The sequence below is a fragment of the Pseudomonas sp. FW300-N2A2 genome, assembly GCF_017351735.1.
In the GTDB taxonomy this organism is placed as follows: Bacteria; Pseudomonadota; Gammaproteobacteria; order Pseudomonadales; family Pseudomonadaceae; genus Aquipseudomonas; species Aquipseudomonas migulae.
The window spans coordinates 303,403-319,081 of record NZ_JACNDU010000004.1 but is presented as its reverse complement, the minus strand read 5'-3'; the positions used below and the strand labels follow the sequence as shown (position 1 = coordinate 319,081).

General features: G+C 58.9%; 16 protein-coding genes. 11 read left to right on the top strand and 5 right to left on the bottom strand.

Features of this window, described 5'->3' with window-relative positions:
- Positions 1-199: 199 nt before the first annotated feature.
- Together J4E42_RS09180 and J4E42_RS09175 are read right to left on the bottom strand one after the other, a co-directional pair.
- A complete protein-coding gene (locus J4E42_RS09180; protein WP_207285031.1) occupies positions 200-1,420 on the bottom strand; it encodes a CaiB/BaiF CoA-transferase family protein in 1,221 nt (406 codons plus the stop codon).
- Positions 1,421-1,433: 13 nt separating this feature from the next.
- Complete coding sequence (locus J4E42_RS09175) at positions 1,434-2,615, bottom strand: acyl-CoA dehydrogenase (RefSeq protein WP_207285030.1); 1,182 nt, start codon at positions 2,613-2,615, stop codon at positions 1,434-1,436.
- A 158-nt stretch (positions 2,616-2,773) separates the two neighbouring features.
- Here J4E42_RS09175 and J4E42_RS09170 point away from each other — a divergent pair, with 158 nt between their 5' ends.
- From J4E42_RS09170 to J4E42_RS09120, 11 genes are all read left to right on the top strand, one after another.
- Positions 2,774-3,673 (top strand): LysR family transcriptional regulator, encoded by a 900-nt coding sequence (locus J4E42_RS09170; RefSeq protein WP_192417875.1) that lies wholly within the window; start codon positions 2,774-2,776, stop codon positions 3,671-3,673.
- Positions 3,674-4,108: 435 nt separating this feature from the next.
- The gene (locus J4E42_RS09165) at positions 4,109-5,230 is read left to right on the top strand and encodes a Re/Si-specific NAD(P)(+) transhydrogenase subunit alpha (protein ID WP_008027764.1); all 1,122 of its coding nucleotides are present in this window, start codon (positions 4,109-4,111) and stop codon (positions 5,228-5,230) included.
- A 15-nt stretch (positions 5,231-5,245) separates the two neighbouring features.
- Positions 5,246-5,569: an NAD(P) transhydrogenase subunit alpha gene (locus J4E42_RS09160; RefSeq protein ID WP_003187010.1), complete on the top strand. Its 324-nt coding sequence runs from the start codon at positions 5,246-5,248 to the stop codon at positions 5,567-5,569.
- Positions 5,569-7,002, top strand: coding sequence for an NAD(P)(+) transhydrogenase (Re/Si-specific) subunit beta (locus J4E42_RS09155; RefSeq protein ID WP_192228098.1), 1,434 nt, complete (start codon positions 5,569-5,571; stop codon positions 7,000-7,002). The genes J4E42_RS09160 and J4E42_RS09155 overlap by 1 nt, the downstream gene beginning before the upstream one ends.
- 180 nt (positions 7,003-7,182) lie before the next feature.
- Positions 7,183-8,676 (top strand): acetyl-CoA hydrolase/transferase family protein, encoded by a 1,494-nt coding sequence (locus tag J4E42_RS09150; RefSeq protein ID WP_008027760.1) that lies wholly within the window; start codon positions 7,183-7,185, stop codon positions 8,674-8,676.
- A 319-nt stretch (positions 8,677-8,995) separates the two neighbouring features.
- Positions 8,996-9,211, top strand: coding sequence for a DUF1127 domain-containing protein (locus tag J4E42_RS09145; RefSeq protein WP_007947887.1), 216 nt, complete (start codon positions 8,996-8,998; stop codon positions 9,209-9,211).
- Positions 9,212-9,468: 257 nt separating this feature from the next.
- Complete coding sequence (locus tag J4E42_RS09140) at positions 9,469-9,678, top strand: DUF1127 domain-containing protein (RefSeq protein ID WP_207285029.1); 210 nt, start codon at positions 9,469-9,471, stop codon at positions 9,676-9,678.
- Positions 9,679-9,822: 144 nt separating this feature from the next.
- Positions 9,823-10,140, top strand: a complete 318-nt coding sequence (locus tag J4E42_RS09135; RefSeq protein WP_008044656.1) for a DUF2388 domain-containing protein — start codon at positions 9,823-9,825, stop codon at positions 10,138-10,140.
- A gap of 110 nt (positions 10,141-10,250) precedes the next feature.
- On the top strand, positions 10,251-10,559 hold the full coding sequence (locus J4E42_RS09130) for a DUF2388 domain-containing protein (protein WP_192228100.1): 309 nt from the start codon (positions 10,251-10,253) through the stop codon (positions 10,557-10,559).
- 27 nt (positions 10,560-10,586) lie between these two features.
- Positions 10,587-10,907 (top strand): DUF2388 domain-containing protein, encoded by a 321-nt coding sequence (locus J4E42_RS09125; RefSeq protein WP_008027752.1) that lies wholly within the window; start codon positions 10,587-10,589, stop codon positions 10,905-10,907.
- On the top strand, positions 10,904-12,865 hold the full coding sequence (locus tag J4E42_RS09120; RefSeq protein ID WP_207285028.1) for a DUF4105 domain-containing protein: 1,962 nt from the start codon (positions 10,904-10,906) through the stop codon (positions 12,863-12,865). The genes J4E42_RS09125 and J4E42_RS09120 overlap by 4 nt, the downstream gene beginning before the upstream one ends.
- Positions 12,866-12,990: 125 nt before the next feature.
- Here J4E42_RS09120 and J4E42_RS09115 read toward each other — a convergent pair whose 3' ends face one another.
- The 3 genes from J4E42_RS09115 to trpB all read right to left on the bottom strand — a co-directional run bounded on the left by J4E42_RS09115 (position 12,991) and on the right by trpB (position 15,603).
- Entirely contained in the window at positions 12,991-13,434 is a 444-nt protein-coding gene (locus J4E42_RS09115) for an anti-virulence regulator CigR family protein (protein WP_207285027.1), read from the bottom strand.
- 121 nt (positions 13,435-13,555) lie between these two features.
- Positions 13,556-14,368, bottom strand: coding sequence for a tryptophan synthase subunit alpha (gene trpA / locus J4E42_RS09110; RefSeq protein WP_008027744.1), 813 nt, complete (start codon positions 14,366-14,368; stop codon positions 13,556-13,558).
- Complete coding sequence (trpB, locus tag J4E42_RS09105; protein ID WP_008027742.1) at positions 14,368-15,603, bottom strand: tryptophan synthase subunit beta; 1,236 nt, start codon at positions 15,601-15,603, stop codon at positions 14,368-14,370. The genes trpA and trpB overlap by 1 nt, the downstream gene beginning before the upstream one ends.
- Positions 15,604-15,679 lie beyond the last annotated feature (76 nt).

The following is a 15,679-nucleotide window of genomic DNA, read 5'->3' as shown; positions in this document are numbered from 1 at the left end:
TCGAAAACTGCGTAACTCTTTGTTTACCAAGGAGTTTTCCGCTTCGACTGCGCCGGAAGTGGGGCGAATTATAGACTTCCAGAATCTGCCGTCAACCCCTAATTTAGCCTTTCTATCAATAACTTGCAGAAAGCCTGAAAACAGCGCGCCTCCCTCTATATAGAAGAGCAAAACCACGCCCTCTATATAGAAGGACTCCTCAAAGCACTCCAGCGTCCTTTAATGCAGTCACCGCACAAGCGTCCAGGCCCAACACCCGCTGCAGCACCGCCATCGTATGCTCGCCCAATAAAGGAGGCGCATTGCGGTACTCCACCGGTGTCTCGGACAAACGAATCGGGCTCGCCACCTGCGGCAGCATCCCTGCCAAGGCGTGAGGCAGCTCAATCGCCAAACCGCGCGCCTTTACCTGAGGGTCGGCAAACACCTGAGCCAGATCATTGATCGGACCACACGGTACGCCTGCCCGCTCCAACTGCGACACCCACTCAGCAGTGGTCTTGAACACCGTAGCCTGGCGAATCAACGGAATCAGCACCGCACGGTTCGCCACCCGCAGCTTGTTGGTGGCAAAACGCGGATCATCCGCCCACTGCGGCTGCCCGGCCACTTCCGCAAACTTGCGGAACTGCCCGTCATTACCCACCGTAAGGATGAAATCGCCGTCTGCTGTAGGAAAGTCCTGATACGGCACGATGTTCGGATGTGCATTACCCAGCCGCTTCGGCGCATTGCCTGTCGTCAGGTAGTTCATCGCCTGGTTAGCCAGACACGCCACCTGGACATCCAGCAACGCCATATCGATATGTTGACCACCACCGTCATGATCCCGATGCGCAAGCGCTGCGAGAATCGCCACGGTCGAGTAAAGCCCGGTCAAAATGTCCGTCAGCGCCACGCCGACTTTCACTGGCCCGGCACCATCATCACCTTCTGGTCGCCCCGTCAGACTCATCAGGCCGCCCAAGCCCTGGATCATGAAGTCATAACCCGCGCGCTTGGCGTAAGGACCCGTCTGACCAAATCCGGTGATCGAGCAGTAGATCAGATTCGGATTGGCCTCTTTGAGCGACTCATAATCCAATCCATAAGCCGCCAGACCACCGACCTTGAAGTTCTCGATCAGGATGTCTGACTTCGCCGCCAGCTCACGCACCAACTTCTGCCCCTCCGGGCGAGTGAAGTCGATGGTCACCGATTGCTTGTTGCGATTGGCCGACAAGTAATAGGCGGCCTCGCTGGTGTTCTCGCCATAGGCGTCCTTCAGAAAAGGAGGCCCCCAGGCGCGCGTGTCATCGCCATTGCCCGGACGCTCGACCTTGATCACCTCGGCGCCAAGGTCCGCCAGTATCTGACCGGACCACGGCCCGGCCAGCACCCGCGACAAATCCAGTACCCGTAGATGCGAAAGCGCGCCCATGGCCGTTCTCCTATTAATAGAACGCCTGGAGGCCGGTCTGCGCACGACCAAGGATCAGCGCGTGGACGTCATGCGTACCTTCATAGGTATTCACCACTTCCAGGTTGACCAAGTGACGCGCCACGCCGAATTCATCGGAGATACCGTTACCACCCAACATGTCACGCGCCATACGAGCAATGTCCAGGGACTTCCCGCAAGAGTTGCGCTTCATCATCGACGTGATTTCGACCGCAGCGGTGCCTTCATCTTTCATACGACCCAGGCGCAGACAGCCTTGCAGAGCCAAGGTGATTTCGGTCTGCATGTCAGCCAGTTTCTTCTGGATCAATTGAGTAGCAGCCAATGGACGACCGAACTGCTGACGATCCAGGGTGTATTGGCGAGCGGTGTGCCAGCAGAACTCGGCCGCGCCCAGCGCACCCCAGGAAATGCCATAACGTGCCGAGTTCAGGCAAGTAAACGGGCCTTTCAAACCACGGACGTCAGGGAAGATGTTCTCTTCAGGGACAAACACGTTGTCCATGACGATCTCACCAGTGATGGATGCACGCAGCCCCACTTTGCCGTGAATGGCCGGCGCGCTCAGGCCTTTCCAGCCTTTCTCCAGAACGAAGCCACGGATGTCGCCCTCGTCGTCCTTGCCCCAGACCACGAATACATCGGCGATCGGGCTGTTGGTGATCCACATCTTGCTGCCGGTCAGGCTGTAGCCGCCTTCCACTTTGCGTGCACGGGTAATCATCGCGCCCGGGTCGGAACCGTGGTTAGGCTCGGTCAGACCGAAACAGCCAATCCACTCGCCCGAGGCCAGTTTCGGCAGATACTTCTGCTTCTGGGCCTCAGTACCGAATTCATTGATCGGCACCATCACCAAAGAGGACTGCACGCTCATCATCGAGCGATAACCCGAATCGACGCGCTCAACTTCACGAGCAATCAGACCGTAGCTGACATAGTTCAGACCGCTGCCGCCATATTGCTCAGGGATAGTTGCACCCAGCAGGCCGACTTCACCCATTTCACGAAAGATCGCCGGGTCGGTCTTTTCATGACGGAAAGCTTCAAGAACACGTGGCGCGAGCTTCTGCTGAGCGAATTGCTCGGCAGTGTCGCGAATCATGCGCTCTTCTTCGGTGAGCTGTTGATCCAGCAGCAGGGGATCGATCCAGTTGAAGCTAACTTTACCGCCCATGAGTGTGTCCTCTCGAATCGGGTCAAATAATGTGGACTGATCCTAGGCCGGGTTCGGCATTACCACAAACGAGGATTTTGCATACTGTTGTGCTAATTTCTCACTCCGAAACATCGCGAAGCAGTTTTTTGTACGATGCATTAGTGAGGTTGACGTACATGCGCAGGAAGATCCCCAGCACAACCGCCCTGGTCAGCTTTGAAGCAGCGGCACGCCACGAGAGCTTTACCAAGGCAGCCCAGGAACTTTCCCTCACTCAGGGAGCGATCTGCCGACAGATCGCCAGCCTTGAGGAGTTCTTGAGTGTGGAATTGTTCCGACGCTCGCGGCGTGGAGTGAAGCTGACTGAAGCCGGGCTTTCCTACAGCCGTCGGGTAGCAACACAGCTGGACGCCGTAGAGCGCGACACCCTGTCAGTGATGGGCCAACAGGGTACCAACGTGATTGAGCTGGCAGTCGTACCAACCTTCGGCACCCAATGGCTGCTGCCAAGACTCAAAGACTTCCAGCAAAAACATCCGGAAGTGACGGTCAACCTCACTAACCGCACACGCCCGTTCCTGTTTGCCGACACAGACTTCGATGCCGCCATTTACTTTGGCGATGCAGACTGGTCAGGCACTGAATCCCACAGGCTGATGGGCGAAAATCCCATGCCTGTATGCAGCCCCAACCTACTGGGCAAAAGGACAAGCCTCACACCCGCTGAAATCGCCGAACTGCCCTTGCTGCAACAGACCACCCGCCCCTATGCCTGGCGCCAATGGTTCAACTCGCAAAACCTTAATATCCCGCGCGACATGACAGGGCCGCGCTACGAGCTATTCTCCATGCTTGCCCAAGCGGCGATGCATGACATGGGGATCGCCTTGATCCCGCCGTTCCTGATTCAGCGCGAACTGGCGGAGAAGCGGCTGGTGATTGCCAACGCTCAGGCGCTGTCCAGCATCAAGGCGTATTACCTGATGATTCCTGATCGAAAGGTCGAATCTGCGTCTTTGAAGGCATTTCGCGACTGGCTGGTAAATCAGGCACAAAGCTACAGCCTAGAAGGATAGAGGCTCTACGCTATTAGCTGACCCCGTAGTCAATAAATTGAAAGCCCTACAGATATAAGTATTTGTCGCATATTCGCAGACTGTACCGAGAAGCTGTACAAACGTCCCACAAGCGCCTGAAAACGTGGCCTTGAGCCGCTATTGGATGGCAATAACGCTGCATTCACCGTACCGATGTGTAATTTCTTGAATTTTGGCGAAAAACCTTACAAGGCACGGCCTGCAAGGGATTGAAGCGGTTGGTTGCGACATTCGGTCACGGGGTGACTTGTAGTTAATTTTCCGTCACCCGTCATAATCCCTTGAAGGGCACAAAGTTCGCCTGCAAAATGCCGCGCCCCGCCCTGATTTGGCGGGATCGTGCTGATCGGCCGCCCCAGCCGCACCATCCGAAGTGCCTGGGTTTACTCAATAAGATCACGCAGGAGATTTGACGTGCACATTGGTGTTCCTCTCGAAACCCAGACGGGTGAAACACGGGTTGCTGCAACCCCGGAAACCATCAAGAAGCTGATCGGCCAGGGTCATAAGGTCACTGTGCAAAGCGGCGCCGGCATTAACGCCAGCGTTGTCGACAGTGCTTATGAAGCGGCAGGCGCAACCATTGGCAGCGCCAACGATGCGTTTGGTGCCGAGCTGATTCTCAAGGTGGTCGCACCCAGCGACAGCGAACTCGCTCTGATCAAGAGCGGCACCGTTGTGGTGGGCATGCTCAACCCGTTCAGCAATGAAACCATCGCCAAACTGGCCGAGTGCGGAATCACCGCGTTTGCGCTGGAAGCCGCGCCACGCACCTCCCGCGCCCAGAGCCTGGATGTGCTGTCTTCGCAAGCCAACATCGCCGGCTATAAAGCCGTGTTGCTGGCCGCTCACCATTACCCTCGCTTCATGCCGATGCTGATGACCGCTGCGGGCACCGTGAAAGCGGCGCGCGTGCTGATTCTTGGCGCCGGGGTAGCCGGTTTGCAGGCGATCGCTACGGCGAAACGTCTGGGTGCGGTGATTGAAGCGTCTGACGTGCGACCTGCGGTTAAAGAGCAGATCGAATCCCTCGGTGCCAAATTCGTCGACGTGCCTTATGAGACCGATGAAGAGCGCGAATGCGCCGTCGGTGTCGGCGGTTACGCACGCCCAATGCCGGCGAGCTGGATGCAGCGTCAGGCCCTGGCCGTGCACGAGCGCGCCAAGCAGGCTGACATTGTCATCACCACGGCACTGATTCCGGGCCGCAAGGCACCGACGCTGTTGAGCGCGGAAACCGTGGCGCAGATGAAGCCTGGCTCGGTGGTCATCGACCTCGCCGCAGCCCAGGGCGGCAACTGCCCGCTGACCGTGGCCGATCAGGTTGTGGTCGAGAATGGCGTGACCATTTGCGGTCCTACCAATCTGGCCGGCGCGGTCGCGGCAGACGCTTCGGCCCTGTACGCACGCAACCTGCTGGACTTCCTGAAGCTGGTCTTCAACAAAGAAGGCCAGTTCGAAGTGAACCTAGAAGACGACATCGTCGCCGCGTGCCTGATGTGCCGCGACGGCCAAGTCATCCGCAAAAACGCCTAAGCAGGGATTCAGACGATGGAAGAGCTTATCTCCCCCGGTATCTACAACCTGATCATCTTCGTGCTGGCGATTTATGTCGGTTATCACGTGGTCTGGAACGTTACACCCGCGCTGCACACGCCGTTGATGGCGGTCACCAACGCCATTTCGGCGATCGTGATCGTCGGCGCCATGCTCGCCGCGGCGCTGACCGTTACGCCATTGGGCAAAACCATGGGCACGCTGGCCGTGGCCTTGGCGGCAGTGAACGTATTCGGTGGCTTCCTGGTGACCCGCAGGATGCTTGAGATGTTCAAGAAAAAAGCCCCGAAAGCCGTAAAAGAAGAGGCGCCTAAGTAATGAGCATGAACCTCGTAACGACGCTCTACTTGATCGCGTCCATCTGCTTCATCCAGGCCCTGAAAGGCCTGTCGCACCCGACCACGTCGCGTCGCGGCAACCTGTACGGCATGCTCGGCATGGCCTTGGCGATCCTCACCACCGTAGGCCTCATCTATAAGCTGGGCGCTGAGCTGGCCACCGCCGGTATTGGTTACGTCATCGTCGGCCTGTTGGTCGGCGGCACCGCCGGCTCGATCATGGCCAAGCGCGTTGAAATGACCAAGATGCCGGAACTGGTCGCCTTCATGCACAGCATGATCGGTATGGCCGCGGTGTTCATCGCGATCGCCGCTGTTGTTGAGCCGCAATCGCTGGGCATCGTCAAGCAATTGGGTGATTCGATTCCTGCGGGCAACCGTCTGGAGCTGTTCCTGGGTGCTGCCATCGGTGCAATCACCTTCTCCGGTTCGGTGATCGCGTTCGGCAAGCTCTCGGGCAAGTACAAGTTCCGCCTGTTCCAGGGTGCACCGGTACAGTTCGGCGGCCAGCACAAGCTGAACCTGCTGCTGGGTCTGGCGACACTCGCGCTGGGCGTCACCTTCATGCTGACCGGCAATCTCAGTGCATTCGCGCTGATGCTGGTGCTGGCCTTCGTGATGGGCGTCCTGATCATCATCCCGATTGGCGGCGCAGACATGCCGGTTGTGGTGTCGATGCTTAACAGTTACTCCGGTTGGGCAGCAGCGGGTATCGGCTTCTCACTGAACAACTCGATGTTGATCATCGCGGGCTCGCTGGTGGGTTCGTCCGGTGCGATCCTCTCGTACATCATGTGCAAGGCGATGAACCGTTCCTTCTTTAATGTACTGCTCGGTGGTTTCGGCAATACGGCCGATGCCGGCCCGGCTGGCGCCAAGGAAGCCCGCCCGGTGAAATCCGGTTCGGCCGACGACGCGACCTTCCTGCTGACCAACGCCGATACCGTGATCATCGTTCCAGGCTACGGCCTGGCGGTAGCACGGGCGCAGCACGCACTGAAAGAGCTGACCGAGAAGCTGAGCCATCGTGGCGTGACCGTGAAATACGCGATCCACCCGGTGGCGGGTCGTATGCCTGGCCACATGAACGTACTGCTGGCCGAGGCTGAAGTGCCTTACGACCAGGTGTTCGAGATGGAAGACATCAACTCCGAGTTCGGTCAGGCCGACGTGGTGCTGGTGCTCGGCGCCAACGACGTGGTCAACCCGGCGGCGAAGAACGATCCGAAATCGCCGATTGCCGGGATGCCGATTCTCGAAGCGTTCAAGGCCAAGACGATCATCGTCAACAAACGTTCGATGGCCAGCGGTTATGCCGGCCTGGACAACGAACTGTTCTACCTCGACAAAACCATGATGGTCTTCGGCGACGCCAAGAAAGTCATCGAAGACATGGTCAAAGCCGTCGAGTAAAAACTGCTCCAGCGCAATACCCAAAACCTCAGCCTTTAGTAGGCTGGGGTTTTTTTATTCCCCGTGAAACCCGACCAAAGGCTCTAAATCAGGGGTCTGCATTCGACCATGGTAGCGGGAGGATTTTTTTTGAAATCACTAGACTGCACACCTTGCTTCCGTTGCCCGAGATAACAATCCATGTACCGTGATCGTATTCGCTTGCCTTCGTTGTTGGATAAGGTGATGAGCGCCGCTGACGCTGCCGCTCTGATTGAGGACGGCATGACCGTCGGCATGAGTGGTTTCACGCGCGCCGGCGAAGCCAAAGCCGTGCCTCATGCATTGGCCGAACGCGCCAAAGTCACCCCGCTGAAAATCACGCTGATGACCGGCGCCAGCCTGGGCAACGACCTTGATAAACAGCTCACCGAAGCCGGCGTCCTGTCGCGACGCATGCCGTTCCAGGTCGACAGCACATTGCGCAAGGCGATCAACGCCGGCGAAGTGATGTTTATTGACCAGCATCTTTCAGAAACCGTGGAGTCGCTGCGCAACCAGCAGCTGAAACTGCCGGACATCGCCGTCATCGAGGCCGTGGCGATCACTGAGCAAGGCCACATCGTGCCGACCACTTCGGTGGGCAACTCGGCCAGCTTCGCGATTTTCGCCAAACAGGTGATCGTCGAGATCAACCTGGCGCATAACCCGAACCTCGAGGGTTTGCACGACATCTATATCCCGACGTATCGCCCGACCCGCACGCCGATTCCGCTGGTGAAGGTCGACGATCGCATTGGCAGCACCGCCATTCCGATCCCGCCTGAAAAGATCGTCGCGATCGTCATCACCAATCAGTCCGACTCGCCGTCGACGGTGCTGCCACCAGACGTTGATACCCAGGCCATTGCCGACCACCTGATCGACTTCTTCAAGCAGGAAGTGGCGGCTGGGCGCATGACCAACAAGCTCGGCCCATTGCAGGCCGGCATCGGCACCATTGCCAACTCGGTGATGTGCGGACTGATCGATTCTCCGTTCGAAGACCTGACCATGTATTCCGAGGTGTTGCAGGACTCGACCTTCGACCTGATCGACGCCGGCAAGCTGAGCTTTGCGTCTGGTAGTTCGATCACCTTGTCGAGCCGCCGCAACGCTGATGTGTTCGGCAACCTGGAGCGTTACAAGGACAAGCTGGTCCTGCGTCCGCAGGAAATCTCCAACCACCCGGAAGTGGTGCGCCGCCTTGGGATCATCGGCATCAACACTGCGCTGGAGTTCGACCTGTACGGCAACGTCAACTCTACCCACGTCTGCGGCACACGAATGATGAACGGCATCGGTGGCTCGGGCGACTTCGCGCGCAACGCGCACCTGGCGATCTTCGTGACCAAGTCGATTGCCAAAGGCGGCGCGATCTCCAGCGTGGTGCCGATGGTCAGCCACGTCGATCACACGGAACATGACGTCGACATCCTCGTGACCGAGGTCGGCCTGGCGGACTTACGCGGGCTGGCACCGCGGGAGCGGGCTCGCGTCATCATCGATAATTGCGTACACCCGGACTATCGCCAGGCGCTGGATGACTACTTCACCGCCGCTTGCGCCATCGGCGGGCACACGCCACATATCTTGCGAGACGCCCTGAGCTGGCACATCAACCTGGAAGAAACCGGTCGAATGCTGACGGTGTAATTGATACAGATAGCCGCTGTCGCAAACACAGTTTCGACAGCGGACTATTGCCAGGCAGAAATGTGTTTAAAACTGTACTGCTGTACTGGTCATTTCCTACCGTAACGCCCTACCTTTTCGACCAGAATCACCAAAAACGCACCATAACAGTGCCGACAGGTACAGTTGCCTCAATTTAGACCAGTACACCACCCTTTAACAGTTAACTGGTCCCTCACAATACAGGTGAACTGTATCTAGAGAGACTGGCCAAACGAGAGGATCATTGGCATCAGTTAAACCACTACCTAATCCCGCCACAAGCGGAAGGATGAAAACCATGGAACGTACACTCAGTTCCGATCTGTTCTTCGAAGACACCGCTGCAAAAACCCAGGCTTCCATGCCTCTGCGCGTTATCGCCAACCTGATGCTGTGGCAGCGCCGCATCTCCAGCCGCCACCAACTGGCTCGCCTGGATTCGCGTCTGCTGGCTGACGCCGGGATTAGCGAAGCACAACGCTACGAAGAGCTGAGCAAGCCGTTCTGGCGCTAAGTTAGCGTCGCTGGCTCTGATCTTTAAGGTCAACCGCCAGCACCCGAATTGAACAAACAAGACCCGTCGTGGGAAACCACGACGGGTTTTGTCGTTTTGGGGTGATGAAATCCTCAAAACAATAAGTACACTCAACTACAGGTACAGTTTGATTTTATTCAAAACTGAACCAGTACAATTTCAAGCGTGTGTGTCTGTCTTGGCGAACCGGGCGGGATCATCATGAAATCCCGACCTGCCAGCAAAAGGACTGCACCATGGATCATCCACTGGATCTCCCCGCGACCACTTCGCAATCCAAGCCTCGGTTTACCTGGCTTGGAAGAGTGTTCAGAGGCCTCGCCAACAGCCTCGAAAGGGCCAGAACCCGGCGATTACTGGCGCAACTCGACGGCAGGCAGCTGTCTGACCTGGGCATCAGTCATTCAGATCGTGTCAAAGAATTGGATAAGCCGTTCTGGCGCTGATGTCCGCCTGAACAGACGGGACTGTGCGAATCGACACCTACAGGCCTAATATCAAGCCAGAACGTGGCGATGACTGCGCGACAGGCGTCTGACTCAACAGACACCGCGCCACCTCTCAATCGGTTTACCAAAAGGAGTTACACCATGTCCCGTCTTCGTCTGCTCAGCGCTGCAGCCCTGCTTGCCGTGGCTGCCAATTCCCACGCCACCAGCTTCATCGTGACCACCGATGCCGTCGTCGGTGCACTCAAGGCTACGTCCGATGCCACTTCCGATGTCACCTCGTCCTTTCGCGATGACAAGATCGTACGCGCGGCCCGTGACGACGCCGCCAGCTTCGTCGCCAGCGAAGGCGCCATTCGTGGCGTGAAACTGGAAAGCGCACTCGACCACATTCGCCACCAGGCCCCTCAACTGAACGCGACTGACGCACAACTGGCTCAGGCCATCCTGACGATCTAACCAGGCGTCAGCCATATCCGGGACACGCCCAACGTGTCCCGATGTTTCGGCGCTGGCTCTAAACCGGGCGTTGCGCTAGCCTTGGGACTCGTTTTCAACTGTCGAGTCTCATGCGTTTTCTTACCTGTCTGTTGATCACTCCGGTTCTCATGGCGGCCAGTTGGGCAAGCCAGGCCCATGCCTTCGACCTGACGACGCAAGGCGTCGTAGCTACTGGCTACGCCACAAGCATGGTGACCTCCGCACCCTTCGACCGTAAGCTTCTGCTCGCCGCCAGGGATGACGCCGCTTCATTTATCGCCAGTGACGGCCAACTGCGAGGCGCACAACTGGAGTCGGCCCTGATTTACCTGCGCCAGACCCAGCCAAAACTTCATGCAAGCGACCTTGAACTGGCACACGCTATTCTCGTCCAATAGTTATCCTCGTTCCTCCGGAGTCGTTCCATGCGTAGCCCGCTGATTGTCGCCACCCTTGGCCTGCTGCTGTTGGCCGATGTAACCCAGGCGCACACCCTGGTTGCCACCAGCAACATCCTCATCAACGCCACTCGCCGGACCCTTGATTTCACTTCCGATACCACGACGTCCATCCGTGACGCGAAAATCGTTCGAGAAGCCCATGACGATGCCGCCAGTTTCGTCGCCAGTGATGGCGATATCCGAGGCGCGCACCTGGAAGCAGCGCTCAACCTATTGCGCACCCGCGTGCCGGAAGCTCGGGACGCCAGTGATCAGGTCATCGCCGAAGCCATCCTCGCACTGTGAGGTCGCTAAATGCCTGGCTTCTGATGGGGGCCATGTTGCTGCTCGGCAACACGGCTCAGGCCGGACTGCAATTACAGCTCAAGACCGAAGGCCTGAGCCCCGCGCAACAGCAGGCCAGCCAGGCGCTGCTTGATGAAGCCATGCAGGCGTTGCCGCCGCGGTTCATCGAGCAACTCGACCGACGCATCGACGTTGGCTGGACCGATGACATGCCGAGCAATGCCTACGGCCAGGCGTCGCTGGTGTCCGAACTCGACCTGAACCGCAACCTGCTCGCCAGCCTCACCGACGGCAGCGCCGCAACCAAGAAGACTTATCGCCCCCACGGCACAGTGCGCAGGGAAATGCTGGCCACGGTGCTGCACGAACTCACCCACATCTATGACCGCTCGCGTTTTTGGCCAGCCGCCGAACGCACGCTGATCCAGCGCTGCACCCGGCGCACCAACAGTTCCGGCCTGATCGGTATCCCGGATGAATGCCGTGGCCAGTCCGACCGACGCTTTACCCTCAGCGATGACCCGCGCCTGCTCGACCTCGCAGGCTGGCCGCAATACGTGGGCCGTCGCGGCGAGCGCGAACAGTACAACCGCCAGATCGCCCGCAGCCCGGACATCTACGAGACCAGCAGTCCCAAGGAGTTCGTCGCGGTGAACATGGAGTACTTCCTCCTCGACCCGAGCTACGTCTGTCGCCGCCCTGCGCTCTATCGCTACTACAAAGAACATTTCGGCTGGGCTCCCGCCGCCAAAGACACCTGCGGTAAATCGTTCGCCTTCCTCAATGCCGGTAACGACTTCGCCAAACAGCCTTTGGGCCAGGTCGATCCGGAGCGGGTGTATGCCGTGGATTATCTGTTGGCCGAAGCCAACCAGAACTGGGTCAGCCGCTGGGGCCACAGCATGTTGCGCCTGGTGATCTGTGCTCCCGGCCGGCCACGAGGGCCGGATTGCCGGCTGGATCTGGATCAACACCTGGTGTTGTCCTACCGCGCCTTCGTCGGTGATGTACAGCTGTCGAGCTGGGATGGATTGGTCGGCAAATACCCGTCGCGCCTGTTTGTCCTGCCGCTGGCCCAGGTCATCGATGAGTACACCAAGACCGAATTGCGCAGCCTCGCCTCGGTGCCGCTGAACCTGTCGCGCAACGAGATCGAAGACGTGGTGGAACACGCCGCCGAGATGCACTGGAGCTACGACGGCAATTACTTCTTCCTGTCCAACAACTGCGCGGTAGAAGGCCTGAAGTTGCTGCGCAGCGGCACCAACAACGCAAAGCTGGTCGGGCTGGACAACATCATGCCCAACGGCTTGCTGGAAGTGCTCAAGGGTCGCGGCCTGGCGGATACCAGCGTGCTGGACGATCCTCGCGAAGCGCTGCGTCTGGGCTATCGCTTCGACTCTTTCCGCGATCGCTATCAAGCGATGTTCGAGGTGCTGAAAAAGCACCTGCCGATCAAACAGGACAAGGTCGAAGACTGGCTGGCCTTGAAGGCTGAAGAGCGTCGTCAATGGATTGATCAGGCTGACCTGCGCACCAGCGCGGCTTTGCTGCTACTGGAACAGGCCGCTTTCCGACAACAACTGGTGCTGGCCCAGGACGAAGTGAAGCAACGCTATCTCGGTGCCCGGGAATTGCAGAACGGCGGTATGGACAAGGCCAATGCGACGTTGAAGCAGATTCTCGCCAACAGCGGCTTCCTCAGTCGTCCGGCGGAGCTGCTCGGTACCGGCGGTTATGGCTTGCCACAACCCAGCGAGTGGCAACGCCTGGAATCGGAAAGCAGCCTGAGGCAAAAGCAGCTCCAGGCGCTGACCGGCGACCTGGACAAGGAAGTGAGAGCGCTGCTCGACCCGAGTCGTGCGGCGGAGATGGCTGCCAACGAAGCCAACCTGAAGCAGGTTGGCGAGCATTTGCGTAAATTGCACAAAGCAGCGGGCGGATTGGAGTTGCCGTAGTAATTGCTGCCCACTGTAGGAGCGAGCCTGCTCGCGATGGACTTGAAAGCGCCGGGTTCCGTCGGGAAACACGCGTTATCGTTAACGACCATCGCGAGCAGGCTCGCTCCTACAGTTTCATCACGTCAGAGCACCCCTTCCAGAATTTCATAGACGATCCCGGTACCCACGGCGATCAGCACAATGTCGCCCCCCGCGCGGCGCCATTCGTAACCCTGGTAATACGGCAGCCGACTCAGCGCGCGGTTGTCCAGGCGTTCGCCGTAATAACCGTGCGGCAATGGCCGACCACGCTCCAGATGAATGCCTGGAGGTGGCGGCGCACCCCGTACGAAGTAGCCATGATTGTCATGAATCGTCTGGCGCACCGGACCAAAGTCCCGTGGCGGAGGGCCACCGCGATGGTTGTCCTGCGGGCCGCGATGGTCATCGCCATGGTTATCGTAATGGCCCTGCTGCTGACCGCCGCGGTCGTGATCGTCGCGCTGATCGGCGCTGGCGTGCAGCAACGGGGTGGCACTGAGCATCAGCACACCCAGGCTGGCAATCAGACGTTTCGGCATTTTCATCGGGTCTTTCCTCACGGCACACACAGCAAAAAGGGCTTCAGAACGTAGTCTTGAAGCCCTCGGTCTTGCTATTTAGTCTGTACCGCGAGGCTCTAATTCCTCTGTATCAGGAACTTTACCTTCAGCTGACGCGGGCCTGACGCACGCCATCGGCCAATGCCGCGCAAAGACTCAACACGCCATCGACCGCTTGATCCGGCGTCGAGGCATTGGCGATGTGATCGATCAACGCCGAACCCACCACCACACCGTCGGCCAGGCGCGCGATTGACGCCGCTTGCTCCGGTGTACGAATACCGAAACCGATGCTGATCGGCAGATCAGTGTGACGGCGCAGACGGGCCACCGCTTCTTCAACGTGCTCCAGCGTCGCCGCACCGGCACCGGTCACACCAGCCACAGACACGTAGTAAACGAAACCGGAGCTGCCGTTCAAGACCGTCGGCAAACGCACATCATCGGTCGTCGGGGTGGTCAGACGAATGAAGTCCAGACCGGCAGCCTGGGCCGGGTCGCACAGTTCGCCGTTGTGCTCGGGCGGCAGGTCGACAACGATCAGGCCATCCACGCCGGCCTCTTTGGCATCGGCGATGAAGCGCGGTACGCCGTACATGTGGATCGGGTTGAAGTAACCCATCAGCACCAGCGGCGTATCGCTGTTGCCTTCGCGGAACTCGCGAACCATTTGCAGGGTTTTCGCCAGGTTCTGTTTGGCGCCCAAGGCGCGGATGTTGGCCAGCTGGATCGCCGGGCCGTCAGCCATTGGGTCGGTGAAAGGCATGCCCAACTCGATCACGTCGGCGCCAGCACCCGGCAAACCTTTGAGGATCGCCAGGGAAGTGTCATAGCTCGGGTCGCCGGCGGTGACAAAGGTCACCAGGGCGGCGCGGTTTTGTTCCTTGAGTTCGGCAAAACGCGTTTGCAGGCGGCTCATCAGTGTTTCTCCTGCTGGGACTGCACTTGTTGAGAGTTTTCCATGTGGTGCATCACGGTCTGCATGTCTTTGTCCCCGCGACCGGACAGGTTGACCACCATCAGGTGATCTTTCGGCAGGGTCGGTGCGCGTTTGAACACTTCGGCCAAGGCATGGGCGCTTTCCAGTGCAGGAATAATCCCTTCCAGACGGCAGCACTTGTGGAACGCGTCGAGGGCTTCGTCGTCGGTCACCGAGGTGTATTGAACGCGACCGATGTCATGCAACCAGGCGTGTTCCGGGCCGATGCCTGGGTAGTCGAGGCCGGCGGAGATCGAGTGGGCGTCGATGATCTGGCCGTCGTCATCCTGCAGCAGGAAAGTGCGGTTGCCGTGCAATACGCCCGGTACGCCGCCATTCAGGCTGGCCGCGTGCTTGCCGGTCTCGATGCCGTAACCGGCCGCTTCGACACCAATGATTTCGACGCTCTTGTCGTCAAGGAACGGGTGGAACAGGCCCATGGCGTTGGAGCCACCGCCGATGCATGCGACCAGGCTGTCGGGCAGACGACCTTCCTGGGCTTGCAGTTGGTCACGGGTTTCCTTGCCGATGACGGCCTGGAAGTCGCGAACCATCGCAGGGTAAGGGTGCGGACCGGCCACGGTGCCGATCAGGTAGAAGGTGCTGTCGACGTTGGTCACCCAGTCACGCAGCGCTTCGTTCATCGCGTCTTTCAGGGTGCCGGTGCCGGCCACGACCGGGATCACCTCGGCGCCCAACAGTTTCATGCGGAACACGTTGGCTTGCTGACGCTCGATGTCGGTGGTGCCCATGTAGATCACGCAGTCGAGGCCAAAACGCGCGGCCACGGTGGCCGTCGCCACGCCGTGCATGCCGGCGCCGGTCTCGGCGATGATGCGTTTCTTGCCCATGCGCCGCGCCAGCAGGATCTGGCCGATGCAATTGTTGATCTTGTGCGCGCCGGTGTGGTTCAGCTCTTCACGCTTGAGATAAATCTTCGCGCCGCCGCAGAACTCGGTCAGGCGTTCAGCGAAATAGAGTGGGCTTGGACGTCCGACATAGTCGCGCTGGAAGTAGGCCAATTCTTCTTTGAATGCCGGATCTTCCTTGGCCGCTTCGTACTCGCGGGCCAGATCGAGGATCAACGGCATCAGGGTTTCGGCGACGTAGCGGCCGCCGAACGAGCCAAACAGGCCGTTGGCGTCGGGGCCGTTGCGCAGATTAGTCTGGGTCATGGGTCGCTCCGGTTGAATGGGTGAGTTGAAGCTTTTGAAAAGAGAGTGGGCTTAACTCTACCCCTGACGCTTCAGG